We start from the raw sequence: 14,613 nt of genomic DNA on the forward strand, positions 1-14,613 counted from the left end.
GTCGGTCGATCCCCGGATCTCCAGGTTTCCGTGCATGGAGCTTGCGTACATGCCCTGGTTCTCAGGACTCCGCGGAGCTGGAATCGTTCAGCTAGCCTTTACCATGTGGAGGACTTACACTTCCCGATCCATGCCGGCTTTTACCGGGGCTTTCAGCCTGTCCCCCTCAGAGGTTCTCGTGGCAAAACCTAGATCGGTTTGAGCAACAAACCGTCAAGGGTTGACCCCTTTGCGACCCCCAGCTATGGTTCAGAAACACTCTGAAAATCACCTAGATTTTCGAACAAATTACGTTTTGGATCAAACTCGAGATTGGGTGTCAGATCTGGATTAAGATAATACGTGAAATATATTTCAGGTGATTTTAGCCTTGGATCAAATGAAATTGGTCCATGAATTTTTCCATAAATAGCCTTAACAAATTCACCATCTTCTTTTATAGATCTTATTCTAAACAAATAACTGTCAGTACTTTTATAATCTCTAACACGTTTTCCATCGGAAGATTGGGATCTTTCAAACGAAAACATATCTCTATATCCTTCCAACGGTGCTGTTCTTGGAAGTTTGAATACACTCCCATTCCTAAAATTATCTTCAACTTTAAGTAAGCCGTCAAAATTGTTTGAAAATTTAATAGAAAGCCTTGCCACAAAATTCTCTCTATCCAAGATTTTATTTTCCAAGTTAAAAATGAAATCTGAGTTAATCCCTTTTCCGTAAGGCGGGACCCAATCGAACTCGATAAGATCAAAACCAACATCCTTACCAATTACTGGAATTTTCAATGCCGCTTGGCGCGCATACATCGGCACCGGCTTTTCAATCTTACGCATGACAAGCTTAAATTCAGGGTTCCATGGTTTCCAACCAAATGTGCTAAGAGTTTCAAAGTCATAGTCATAATAGCTAGGATAATAGCCGTATTTACTCCCACTATAAGTTATATGCCCGTTGCTCTCACCTGAAAATGTTAGTTTGCCATCTAAGTCAGTTATACCTTGCTGACCGGAACTTTCGGTACCCGAGCCAGTATTCCTCTCAAAGCCGACACCGACCTTGACGCCAGCAATCGGTTTCTCTTCTTCACTCACCACAACTACAGTAAACTTGGTCGATTTAAAGGCAGCAAATGAATCAACAGCATGAGGTCGGTCGTCAATAGCGGACACCAAAGTTCTTATGCTGCGCTTAGCTCTTTGTAATATTCCTGTTCGTAGGCAGCAGGCGACAGGTAGCCCAGCCGCTTCTGGCGCCTTTGACGATTGTAGAAGATTTCGATGTACTCCGTGATTTCTCGCATCGCTTCCCACCGGGTGGCGTAACGACGATGGTGGACCAATTCGTTTTTCAGTGTCCCCCAGAAACTCTCAATGGGGGCGTTGTCGTAGCAGTTACCTCGGCGGCTCATCGAAGTCTGCATATTGAACTGCTTCAGTAGTTTCTGAAACTCCAAGGCGCAATACTGGCTGCCCCGATCCGAATGATGGATCAACCCGGTCGCCGGGCGCTTGACTGACACGGCACGGAATAGGGATTGACTCACCAGATTCTTCGTCATTCTTTCGCCCATCGCATATCCCACGATCTCTCCGGTGAAGAGGTCTTTATGCCCGGCCAGATACAGCCAGCCTTCGGCGGTGGGGATGTAAGTAATGTCAGTTACCCAGACCTGGTTGGGAGCTTCGACAGCAAAGTTTTGGTCCAGAAGGTTCTCGGCGACAGGCAGTGAATGGTTGGAGTTTGTTGTCGCCTTGAACTTCTTCACCTGCTTGCAACGAATCCCGTGTTTCTTGCGGATTCGCTTGATCCGATGGACCCCGACCTGAACGCCATGCTCGGCGAGATCGGTTTGTAATCGTTCGGGACCGTAGGTTTCCCGGTTTCTTTTGTGAGCCGCCTTGATTTCGATTGCGAGCCGTGCCTCCTCCTTCTGCCGAGGTGAGTCCGGGCGCTTCAGCCAGGTGTAATAGCCACTGGGTGAAACCTCCAGGCTCTGGCAGAGCAGAGGGACAGAGTACTCAGGTCGAAGTTGATTTATTACCGCGTACCGGGCAGCGACTCCTTGGCAAAGTACGCGGCGGCTTTTTTTAGGATGTCGCGCTCCTGCTTGACCTGGGCCAGTTCTCGTTTAACCCTGTCAAGTTCCAGCTCGACTTCGGTCAGCGGGCGCTGTTGGCCTTTGCCACCGATATTACTGAGCTTTCCGGCCTTGAACGCCCTTACCCAATTCTCAAGGGTGGATTTCGGCAGGGATAACTGGCGCGATGCCTCATAGACAGCGACACCTCCTTCAACCACCATTTTTACGGCCTCAATGCGAAATTCCTTCGAATAGCGGCCATTAGAACCTCTTGTCATGTTGACACCTCCGTAAGATAGATTTCTTAACATTGGTGTCCGATTTTTTCAACTTACCTCAGCATAACTACTCAGAACAAAATTAATCAACACAGCAAACATGAGATATTTATTCATTGTGTCACTCCCATAGAATTGGCCATTTTCTTAAAAATCTTGTAGACATACAGATATGCAACATTTCTCAAGTCGCTGTGTTTCCACCTCGTATCACCTTTATCAATCCTCACCTGTGGCCATCCGCTGGTGAAAGTATCTTGCATATTAAAGACATTTTTATCAAAAAGCTTAATATCCATATCTTTTCCGCCTGGTCCCCCGCTTGGTAAGGTTATTGCTGGGATTGCCTCTGCCAACAATTGATCGCGGTGAATTTCCGCCCAATCGCTACCGCCCGGTTCAGTCAGCGGCGATGCTTGGCCCAAACCGAAGAAAGGCTGGGTTCTCAATTGCGTTGGTGTTAGCTGATTGGCAATTGCTAACGGCATCGCATTATTTAAATAAGATATTGTTCCTGTCGATGTCACGACAACATACGGACTAGCAAATGACCATCCCCCATAGTTGCTGCTGCCCAGGCCAAACCACATTCTTCCTTTAAGCTTTTCCTGCAGAGTCCAAGCGTTACGCCCTCCGTCGACAACGAATTCTGATCCATTTTCAAAGGCAGCAAGGTCCCCGTAATGAGTTCCAAGGACTTCTTCCCCTGAAGAATAAAAATTGTAAAAAGTTGCCCCAATCTTATTCAGATCGGCATAGCGGCCTCGAAGAGTCAAAGACCTTCTAGCGTCCGGTTTACCGCCAATGGAAAGTTCAGCGTCGAAATGCTTGTACCACTCGCTCGAACCTAATTTTTTCTCGTAATCGTACCACTTAGGATTGATCATAGGATTAGCTGCAGAGGACACGGATGATGCGTCCTCCCCCGCATAAATAACATCAGTTCCCGGACACCGCGGTCCCCCAGGACAATCGGGATCTCCGCCACCCTCAATTTCACCAGTAAAAGCCTCAAGTGCTACGGCAGTATCAATCATGAAAACGTTGCCTATAGATGCCGTTAATGGCTCCCCAGGATCAAGAAGCGCAGATGCGGTGAGCATATTTCCTAAGCTATGTGATGCAATTGAGCTTTTCCCCTGCATGTTGTCATTTAGAAAATTCCTGAAATTTGGTGCTGTGTGTAATGCGTTACGTGCATTAATACGAAAGTTTATCGTAAACATGTTCAATTGTTGTGTTTTGGAACCATACCACGTGACACCCCAGAATCTTGATCGGAGGCCTGACCTAAAAAGCCTTTTGAACATTTCACTTTGCCAACCCCGAGCCTGTTGGCCATCAACATTGTAACCATGGACAAAAATAAAATCTTCATCCAATACATCTAAACATTCCTTGTCAGGGCAATTTAAGGGCACATCCAAGCGATCCAACTCGCCCCATTCTGTTCCAGGTTCAGGTGGTTGCGGACTAAGATCTGGCAAAGCAAATTGAATGAGGTTTTTATGTCGAAACATCTGTTCAACCCCATCCAGACTGAGATTAAGACTATTCGAAAAGACCTTATTTCCGGACGGGTCGAAAACTTCCAGCACCAGCGATGCCTGCCCAGATTTGACCCCTTCGAGCAGAACCACCGAAGAGGCGTCTTGCGTTGAGGCTGTCGTGAGCATGGTGCTCAGACCCTGTCGGGCCGCAATGTTGTACGCCCCGTTGGTTGGCCATTTGTCCTGCGGCACGGGGAAGGTCTGCTTGAGCGCCACAGTTCGCGCAGTTTCGACGTCGATCAGGTAGTTTTCGACCGTCTCCGTCGTCAGTTCGGGAAAGACCACCTTAAGGTTCTCTGTAGCTGCCTTGAGGCGATACTCATATACATTGGGCTGAAAGATTCCGAGCAATGTCTTGATGTCGAGTGCCACCGGGAAGAAGTCAATCAGGTCGCGCACGCCGTCGATCCTGAAGTTATCGCAGTCGCGCCGACTTTCCTGGCTGCTCATCGCCGGCAACGGAATATCATCCCCCCCAGTCTCCCCCTCATCGTCATCATCATTGATCCAGAAGTAATAAATATCCCCCTGTGCAGCGCGCGCCCGATCTTCCTCATCGATAATTCGGTCATGGTTGTAATCCGGCACCAATCCGGCAAAGATCGAAGTCACCAATACCAGATCCCCTTCAACTGCGGCCAACGGCCCTTCGCCGTCAGGGTCAACGGTGAGGGTGATCTTCTTCTCCTCTGCGCCGGTGACCCCCCTGACCCCTTCAACAAACAATGTCCAGCCCTTTGGCCCGGCAACCGGTTCAAACCAGCTCAGGGGATAGGCTTTGTCGGGAACAACATAATCCCCACCTTGGGCGATATCGGCCACCTTGCGGCTGAACTGTCCGTCCTTGATCCAGAGCCTCAATGCCCCGGGTGCAAGGGTGTAACTGACCGTTTCATCCGCCGAGACAACCTTCTCGACCCCGGCCGGATTACTGCCGGCGTATTGAAAGCTCACCGTTGCCCGGGCCGGATCAAACACGCTCCCGCCGAGCTCAAACACCAATGGATAAAAGGGTTCACTGGCTCCATCGCCTTCCTGACCATTCCTATCGATACCGTCGGCATACCCCGGCACCTTGTCGCCATCGGTATCGACCAGATTGGCCTTCAGGACCTTGCCCGGCCGCCCAACCTGATCTTCAATCTGGTCCTCCAGAGTATCCCGCTTCGGCAGGTTGTGGGTGCCATCAGGCTTCCACCCTGCGTTGTTGTCGCTGTCGATATCGAGATCTGCAAGAAGTGTGGGCAAGGGGACGCGCTCCCCCCGAATCTCTGCATCGGAACCACGATTGAGCACCGTCTGCACGAAATACTTCCTGTTCGGATCAAATACTTTCCCTTTTGTCCATTGGGCGGTGCCGCGTCCCGTGGTGGCCTGACCGACCAGGAAGTCTTCCCAATTGTCCTCTCCCGTGGAATCAACGGAAAAAAGATCGATATGCGCACTGGCGGCAACATACCCGGCGGGACTGGCTCCCTCCGGCTGTATGGTATAGATGACGACGACATTTTGGCGGGCCATCCCCCCCTCACCGAGAGAGACCAAGGTAGGCGATATCTCCGTCGGCACGTCCACGCCATAGACGTCGTAGAAAATCTTCGAGGGAATATTGCCGAGGATTTCCCCTGTCTCCTTGTCAAAGAGTGCTTTTTGTCCCGTCTTGACGGTGACGGTCCGCGTCGGCAGGGTGTCCGACTTGTAACCGGTGCGGAAGGAATCCAGAGTTCGGCTGTCGAAATAGACGTCGGGGACGGGATTCATAAGCCGCTTCGCCGTCATAGGCTTCTTGTGGGGTATAGGCTTCCTCCGCCACTGGGGCATTGACCCTCAGGTAATGGGCAACCGACGACCCCTCCTCGATGGCGCTGGACACCACCATATTCCCGAGGCTGTGGGCAAAGACGGTCACATTGCCAGCCACATTGGTTGTCAAAGAGCTGTTCTTGGATATTTCTAACTAAACGAGTTTTCTACGGTTGTCTCACGTTCTCGCTGCCCGACAGGATGATAAAGAGATTCCGTTTCGGGTCGAATTCGAGGTTACGGGTGTAATCTGGATTTAAGAAGTAATGCAAACTGATTTTGCCCCCATCTCCTGGGGTATACCACAAGTCACCGCGAATCTTGCCGTACATGGCGCGCTTCAACTTGCCATTTTCGTCAACTTCGGAACGGACGCGAAAAATGTAATTATTGTCATCCTTCATATCGAGGACATAGCCAGGGGTGCCTGTTGAATTGCGTTTTTGCAGTTTTGATAAATACCCGATTTCAGGAGCAGTTCGCGGTAAATGGTAACGACTGCCGACGTTAAAGTCACCGCCGCCGTCGTCATTAATGACCTGAATGCCATCCAACGGATTGGAAAAAGTCAGGGTTAACCGGCAATCGAAGTTGTTGCCATCGTCGTAACGTTGATCAATCCTAAAAACGAAATCGGCTTTCGTGCCCTGTCCATAGGGAATGACCCAATCGGCCTTCTCCAGATCGAAACCAACCTCCTCGCCTTTTACTGGAACCTTAAAGGAGTGGTTACGAACATACATCGGCACCGGGTTGACGATGGGGCGCATGACGACGGTGAGTTCTTTCCCCCACGGTTGCCACATACCGAAGCGGGTAACATAAAACGAATGGGCAAGCCCACTTTCGTAGTAACCATCCTTCGTTATATCCCCAAGAATCACGCCATCATTAGAGATGGCCTTTACTTCAAAAATGCCATTATCATCCGTGAAACCTATTACTGTGCCTGAATCACTTGAAAATCGAATATTAAGATGAGCATTATTAACTGGAGCACCCGCCTCATCCATGACCTTGACAACAATTTTTGCGACGCTAAGTGCCTGAGCCGCCGGGGCATAAAACACTACGAACAAAAAAACAATTATGACTGTCAGATATCCGTATTTCATAATCATGGCGCTCCTTGAATTTTTTTAACCCATTCATCATAAAGACCGGACAGATAAGTGTAAGCGATGACATAAATATCGCTGTGTCGCCACTCATTTCGAGGTCTATCTACGAGCCACGGTTTGCCGACCGCAAACGTCTGCCGAATGTCGATGTCTCGATCAGAACCCTTTACTTTAATTTTCTCCACCCCCCGGTGCCCCGCCGCAAAGGTCAATGCCGGAATCTCGTTAGCGAGCAACTCCTCCCGCAGGGGCGCGGAAACGAGTACGGGCGGGTCTTTATAGAGATAATCAAAATCCGGGTTCATCAAAAAGAATGGCCGTGCCTTCAACTGATCCTTCTGGATAGCGTTCGCAGCAGAACTGGAAATCGGCAACTTTTTTTGGTTAACCGGATCAGAATACCGCCAATAGTCGTCATCCATCAGATTGAATCCCCACCCGCCACTATCGCTGTCCTCGTCGCCGAGCCCCATACGCCCCTTGACCAGTTCCTGTAAAGACCACGCATAGGCGCCGACGGTGTTGCTTCTATTTAAGGCGTTCTTGGCAATCTCCTCCCAACCCGGCCAGTCCGCTGCGTTCGGCTGATAGGCGCTATCGTTTGCCGCCATCTCGACCGTGTACAAGAAGGGCCGAAAGACTTCATCGGTCGGAGCATAGTAGACGAAGGTGTCCGTCAGGTCGCGCACCTTGGCGAAACGATTTCTCCAGGTCAGGGTTGAGCGATCATCATCGGGTGCGAAAAGTTTGTACCATTCCGAGGCCCAGAGCTGCGGCTGGTAGGCGTTCTCGAAGGGGACAACGACGCCACCGGGATAGCGCCAGGCCGGATGATACATTTGCTCCTTGGTTGCGCTCCGCCACGGGGCGCTTGATTCATAGGCCGCTCCACCGTCATAGGCTTCTTGCGGGGTGAATGCTTCCTCCGCCACTGCAGCATTGACCATCAGGTAACGGGCAACCGACATCCCTTCCTCGATGGCGCTGGACACCACCATATTCCCGAGGCTGTGGGCAAAAACGGTGGCACTACCCAGATTATTTGCGGCTACAAAATCCTTGAGCAGGCGACCGCTGTTAAGAGCATGTCGGACATTGACGTGGTAATTCGGCGAAAAGTTTAAGATCGGCACTTGCGACTCACAGCCGTACCAACTGACCCCCCAGAATCTGGCCCGGGAACCGGACCAGTAGAGGCGCTTGAAAGCTTCGGACTGCTCGCCGCGCGCGGCTTGGCCGTTGACGTTGTAACCATGCACATGAACGAAATTGTTCTCATCTGTTTCGGCGTCAAAGCCCTCAAAGTGCTTTCTATTTGTAACTCCTTCGTCCGCTGAGTTCACACGATCAGCCATACCATCGTTAGGAAATGAGTTTTCACCCGGGAACCCAGCCTCCGATTTAGAATAGTAGTCTTCCAGGGGTTTGATCAGATTCTTGTGTCTGAACATCTGTTCAACCCCATCCAGACTGAGATTAAGACTATTCGAAAAGACCTTATTTCCGGACGGGTCGAAAACTTCCAGCACCAGCGATGCCTGCCCTGATTTGACCCCTTCGAGCAGAACCACAGAAGGGGTGTCTTGCGTTGAGGCTGTAGCCAGCATGGTGCTCAGACCCTGTCGGGCTGCGATGTTGTACGCACCGCTGATTGGCCATTTGTCCTGCGGCACGGGGAAGGTCTGCTTGAGCGCCACAGTTCGCGCAGTTTCGACGTCGACCAGGTAGTTTTCGACCGTCTCCGTCGTCAGTTCGGGAAAGACCACGTTAAGGTTTTCTGTAGCTGCCTTGAGGCGATACTCATATACATTGGGCTGAAAGATTCCGAGCAATGTCTTGATGTCGAGTGCCACCGGGAAGAAGTCAATCAGGTCGCGCACGCCGTCGATCCTGAAGTTATCGCAGTCGCGCCTACTTTCCTGGCTGCTCACGGCCGACAAAGGAATATCATCCCCCTCTGTCTCCCCCTCATCGTCATCATCATTGATCCAGAAGTAATAAATATCCCCCTGTGCAGCGCGCGCCCGATCCTCCTCATCGATAACTCGGTTATGGTTGTAATCCGGCACCAATCCGGCAAAAATCGAAGTCACCAAGACCAGATCCCCTTCAACTGCGGCCAACGGCCCTTCGCCGTCAGGGTCAACGGTGAGGGTGATCTTCTTCTCCTCAGCGCCGGTGACTCCCCTGACCCCTTCAACAAACAAGGTCCAGGCATCCGCGCCGGCAACCGGTTCAAACCAGCTCAGGGGATAGGCCTTGTCGGGAACAACATAATCCCCACCTTGGGCGATATCGGCCACCTTGCGACTGAACTGTCCGTCCTTGATCCAGAGCCTGAACGCCCCGGGTGCAAGGGTGTAACTGACCGTTTCATCCGCCGAGACAACCTTCTCTACCCCGGCCGGATTACTGCCGGAGTATTGAAAGCTGACCGTTGCCTTGGCCGGATCAAACACGCTCCCGCCGAGCTCAAACACCAACGGACAAAAGGGTTCACTGGCTCCGTCGCCTTCCTGACCATTCCTATCGATACCGTCGGCATACCCCGGCACCTTGTCGCCATCGGTATCGACCAGATTGGCCTTCAGGACCTTGCCCGGCCGCCCAACCTGATCTTCAACCTGGTCCTCCAGGGTATCCCGCTTCGGCAGGTTGTGGATGCCATCAGGCTGCCACCCTGCGTTGTTGTCGCTGTCGATATCGAGATCTGCAAGAAGTGTGGGCAAGGGGACGCGCTCCCCTCGAATCTCTGCATCGGAACCGCGATTGAGCACCGTCTGCACGAAATACTTCTTTTTCGGATCAAATACTTTCCCTTTTGTCCATTGGGCGGTGCCGCGTCCCGTGGCGACATTCCCGACCAGGAAGTCTTCCCAGCTTTCCTCTCCCGTGGAATCAACGGAAAAAAGATCGATATGCGCACTGGAGGCAATGTACCCGGCGGGACTGGCTCCCTCCGGCTGAATTGTATAGGTGACGACGACATTTTCACGGGCCATCCCCCCCTCACCGAGAGAGACCACAGGTGGCGATATCTCCGTCGGCACTTCCACGCCATAGACATTGTAGGAAATCTTCTGGGGAATATTGCCGAGGATCTCCCCTGTCTCCTTGTCAAAGAGGGCTTTTTGTCCCGTCTTGACGGTGACGGTCCGCGTCGGCAGGGTGTCCGACCTGTAACCGGTGCGGATGGAATCCAGAGTTAGGCTGTCGAAATAGACCTCGGGGACGGTCATCGTCGCCTCCCCGACCGCTTCGATCACATTCAGCGCGGCTTGCGCCCCGGTCGTGAAGCTGGCCTGGTATTTCCCTTCGCCGAGGTTTTCCGTCTCCCCTGCGACCCCTCCGCCTTGGATGGTTGTAAAAGTCATGGTGCTGGTGCCATCGTCAATCCTGCGAGTATGACTGAGGCCGGTCCCCTTTATGGTCCAGCAGTCGAAGGTAGCACCCTCTTCGGTGCACTGAGATGGCCCCTCCATGGTGTAGTCGGCGTACAGCATGAACAAGGCGGCGCCAAGGGGGGCATTGAGGGCTTCGCCGGCCTTGGCGGCATTGATGCTTTCACCCTTTTGAGTGACCGTAACAAGCCGGGAAGAAAACACCTGGGGGGGGATATAGGCATCCGGCTCCATGGATCCATAAGTGGAAAGGGTGAATTCCTCATTGGGAAGGTTCGGAACCGAGACTTGAACCTTGTATTGGGTATTCACCGTGTTGCCGAGAATGGTGTTGACAATCGCACCGATATGACCGGCAAGTACGGTCATGGACGACTCGGTGGTGCAATCCCCGTATATGGGATAATCCAGCTTACAGTTATCGTCCTGGTAGAGCTCGATGTTTCGATAGCCTGCAGGGAGGGGCCATTCCGGGTTCAGGGAAAGTGCCGGCAAAACAGCAAAGGAGACAGGAACATTGGAAACCGGATTGCCGTACTGGTCGACGATTGTGGCCATCAGGCTGCCGGCCGGATTATTGACGATATTTTTATTCCCTTCGCCAAACCTCTTGTCAATTTTCACCGGGTCGCCGGGGCCGGCGAAGATCTCCCCGGCCACAACCGGCACCTCGACCTCGGCGCCCCATGGTGTTGACCTTGACTCCATAGAGGAAGTAACAGTCACCCCCTGAAACCAAGCTCCGACCGTGGCTGAGTCTGCGGATGCACGATTATTCGATTATCAAAGAACTGTGAGCGGACGTTTATGGTTACGGTTCTGTCACCCGCTCCGAGTCCGGCAAATTGCCGAACAGGTTGCGCTTAGGGTCGAATTCGAGATTACGGGTGAAGTCGGGGTTGAGGTAATAGGTAAACGAAAGGCTAGGTATTCCACCTTTTTTTCTAGCCGTCAGCAACTTAATGTCTGAAAATATTTTCCCGTACATTCCTCTAGTGAACTTGCCATGTTTCTCTTCGGACCTGACGCGAAATATATAATGTCTGTTATTTTTCCAGGAAAGCTTTGAACCGCGCTTAAGTCCAACCATTAATATATTTATTTCTTTATCATAATATCCATCCATATCTGCTATTCTTGGAAGCTTAAAAGAACTTCCTTTTTCAATTTCCTCGTCATAAGTGTAAAATCCATCATATTTTTCCGGAAAATAGATTTTAAATTTATATTCATAATCGTTACCTCCTTTATCATCCATATCGAGATAAACAGTAAAATCGCCAATTGTTCCCTTGCCATATGGAATTACCCAGTCGTATTTAACTAGATCAAATCCAATTTCCTTGCCCGCAACAGGAATCTCAATTTTTGCACGCCTTGCATACATCGGCACGGGATTTTCGATCTTACGCAAAACAACTTTTAACTCCGGATTCCAAGGCTCCCAGCCAAATGAATTTTTCTCTTTAAAATCGTAAACATAATAACTATCGTAGTACCCTTCCTTTTTGGCACCATAAGAAATATGCCCATTGCAACTGCCTGTTGCTGTGAACTTTCCTTCTAAATTGGTTGATCCATCACCCGTCGAAACCTTGGTTCCTTGGCCTGTATTTGTTTCAAACGTTATCCCTGTATATGCTCCATCTATGGGATCATTTCTCTCATCGAGCACGACAATCGTCGCCTTTGAAAAATTTGTCAATGCGTAAGCACTTGTGCCAATTAGCATAATAAAAATAAATATATAAAAAACTTGAATTAGATTCACTCTCATTACAGGCCTCCATTTTCAACAATTTGTTTAAATATTTCTTTTGAAAAAACATAGGCAACATCTTTAATATCTGAATGCTTCCAATCTTTATCAAGGCCCCGATTACTCGGCCAATCGTTTTTCTTCGACGGATCATTCATATTCACAAAAAGACTGAACCTTCTATCTCTTTGAATGTCTTCCCCAAGCCACCCTCCCGTCACCAAGGTCAGCGACGGGAGAACAAGAGCGAGAAGTTGGTCGCGAACACCCTTCACATATTCCTCATCGAATGTCGGTTCGAAGAGCAGATGACCCAACTGCCCGGCGCCGGGCTTACGGAAGAACGGTTCCGTGAGAAGCTGATCATTGTGGACCAAGCTATTGGCAATCGTCGGGAACCATGGGTGAGTTTCGGGTAGTCCACCGTCGACTATCTCGGTCGTTCGATAATTATTCTGGTTGAATCCCCACCCCATCAGATCGGTGCTGGCAAACGGCAGGTCGCGACCTTTCCACTTCTCTTGCAAAACCCAGGCATAGCGCCGCAGATTGCTGTTCCAAACATCGGGGAATTGAATGTCGGGCGACTCACCGGTATAAGTCGCCAGAACCTCGTCGCCGGACGAGTAAAAGCTGTAATAGTTGATGCTCTCCGGCAGATTCGCGAAACGGCTGCGCCACGTCAGCGTCCGCCGGGAATCGTCGGCACCAAATAACTGATGCCATTCGCTGGAGCCGAGGCGTTTGTCGTAACCATGCCAGTTACTGTGCACCATCGAGTTGTCGCTGTCGAAGGTCTTCTTGTCCGGATTGTCCAATTGCCCTTCGGCATAGCCCTGATAATCCCCGAGGTAAGCTTCCAGCGCCACGGCGGCGTTGACAAGAATGTAATTCCGCACATTGAGTGGATGCTGCTGATAATAATCATTTAAGTAGCTGGACACGACCATGTTCCCAAGACTGTGAGCCATGATCGACACAGGCATATTTTGAGTAGCTTTTGCAACTTCCTGCCCGAATTGCGCGGCGGTTTTAAAGGCGTTAACAACGTTCGGCTGATAATTGGCGTCAATCCCCTCGGCTCCATACCAGGTCACGCCAACTAACTTTGCTTTTGATCCTGACCAGTAGAGTCGTTTAAAGATCTCGCTGTGGAAACCTCGTGCCTGTTGTCCGTCAACGTTGACACCATGCAATAGCGCGAAGTAACGTTCGCTCAATTCGCCATCAAATCCGTTGAAATGGTCTCTGTTGGAAAAATCGTCACCGTTATAGCGACTCTTTTCACCGCCCTCAGCCCCATGTTCGCCGATCTGCCCGATTTCGACCGCCGGTGCTTTGGGGTTGTCTATTGTCGGCAAGAGATTCACATGCCTGAACATCTGCTCAACCCCATCGAGACTGAGGTTAAGACTCGTCAAGAAGACCTGATTTCCGACTTGGTCTTTAATCTCCAGTACCAGCGGCGAGGTGCTCGGCTTACCCCCTTCGAGCAGGATCACCGGCGAGGTGTCTTGTGTTGCCGCAGCGCTGATGAGTTCATCGAGCTTCGCTTGCGTCCGACCGCTTAACACCTCGCCGAGCGTGACCAGAAACTCACCGCTGGCTCGTAACTGTTTCGTCGGGGCCTCGGCAAGCCGCCGCGCCGTTTCGACTTCCTCCAGATAGTTCTTCACCGTCGCCACCGACAAATCTGGAAAGGCTACCTTTAAATTCTCATCCGCCGATTTGAGGTGGTAGGTGTAGACATTTGGCGGGAAGATCTGCGCAAGGGTTTTGACATCGAGCGCCACCGGGAAGAAGTCAATCAGGTCGCGCACGCCGTCGATCCTGAAGTTATCGCAGTCGCGTCGACTTTCCTGGCCGCTCACCGCCGGCAACGGAATATCATCCCCCCCCGTCTCACCCTCATCGTCATCGTCATTGATCCAGAAGTAAAAGATATCCCCCTGTGCAGCACGCGCCCGATCCTCCTCATCGATCTGGCGGTTGTGGTTGTAATCCGGCACCAATCCGGCAAAAATCGAAGTCACCAAGACCAGATCCCCTTCAAGTGCGGCCAACGGCCCTTCGCCGTCAGGGTCGACTGTGAGGGTGATCTGCTTCTCCTCAGCGCTTGTGACCCCCCTGACCCCTTCAACAAACAAGGTCCAGGCATCCGCGCCGGCAACCGGTTCGAACCAGCTCAGGGGATAGGCCTTGTCGGGAACAACATAATCCCCACCTTGGGCGATATCGGCCACCTTGCGACTGAACTGTCCGTCCTTGATCCAAAGCCTCAACGCCCCGGGTGCAAGGGTGTAACTGACTGTTTCATCCGCCGAGACAACTTTCTCTACCCCGGCCGGATTACTGCCGGCGTATTTGAAACGGACCGTTGCCTGGGCCGGATCAAACACGCTCCCGCCGAGTTCAAACATCAACGGATAAAAGGGTTCACTGGCACCATCGCCTTCCTGACCATTCCTATCGATACCGTCGGCATACCCCGGCACCTTGTCTCCATCGGTATCGACCAGATTGGCCTTCAGTATTTTGCCCGGCCGCCCAACCTGATCTTCAAGGAAGGTGTTCGGGGTCGGACCAAGCCAAATCACCGTTTTTCAACAGAAACCATC

The 14,613-nt window shown here is 51.3% G+C and carries 7 protein-coding genes; all 7 read right to left on the reverse strand.

The features are described 5' to 3' along the window. Positions 1–242: 242 nt before the first annotated feature. On the reverse strand, positions 243–1,172 hold the full coding sequence (locus DSOUD_RS18550) for a hypothetical protein (RefSeq protein WP_157671877.1): 930 nt from the start codon (positions 1,170–1,172) through the stop codon (positions 243–245). 8 nt (positions 1,173–1,180) lie between these two features. Further along, positions 1,181–2,361, reverse strand: a protein-coding gene (locus DSOUD_RS18005) for an IS3 family transposase (RefSeq protein ID WP_423739487.1) whose coding sequence is annotated in 2 segments (ribosomal slippage) — positions 1,181–2,085 and positions 2,085–2,361 — 1,182 coding nt in all. Because the reading frame shifts where the segments join, the coding sequence is not laid out codon by codon here. Between the two features lie 113 nt (positions 2,362–2,474). Beyond that, a complete protein-coding gene (locus tag DSOUD_RS13545; RefSeq protein WP_198300319.1) occupies positions 2,475–5,672 on the reverse strand; it encodes a hypothetical protein in 3,198 nt (1,065 codons plus the stop codon). Between the two features lie 209 nt (positions 5,673–5,881). Then, positions 5,882–6,835: an Ig-like domain-containing protein gene (locus DSOUD_RS13550; RefSeq protein WP_053551509.1), complete on the reverse strand. Its 954-nt coding sequence runs from the start codon at positions 6,833–6,835 to the stop codon at positions 5,882–5,884. Beyond that, positions 6,832–10,896 (reverse strand): hypothetical protein, encoded by a 4,065-nt coding sequence (locus DSOUD_RS13555; protein WP_157671879.1) that lies wholly within the window; start codon positions 10,894–10,896, stop codon positions 6,832–6,834. Before DSOUD_RS13555 ends, DSOUD_RS13550 begins: the two co-directional genes overlap by 4 nt. A gap of 151 nt (positions 10,897–11,047) precedes the next feature. Continuing rightward, positions 11,048–12,013: a hypothetical protein gene (locus DSOUD_RS13560; protein ID WP_053551511.1), complete on the reverse strand. Its 966-nt coding sequence runs from the start codon at positions 12,011–12,013 to the stop codon at positions 11,048–11,050. Next, the gene (locus DSOUD_RS13565; RefSeq protein ID WP_157671880.1) at positions 12,013–14,592 is read right to left on the reverse strand and encodes an alpha/beta hydrolase family protein; all 2,580 of its coding nucleotides are present in this window, start codon (positions 14,590–14,592) and stop codon (positions 12,013–12,015) included. Before DSOUD_RS13565 ends, DSOUD_RS13560 begins: the two co-directional genes overlap by 1 nt. Positions 14,593–14,613 lie beyond the last annotated feature (21 nt).

Source organism: Desulfuromonas soudanensis, assembly GCF_001278055.1.
Lineage (GTDB): Bacteria > Desulfobacterota > Desulfuromonadia > Desulfuromonadales > WTL > Deferrimonas > Deferrimonas soudanensis.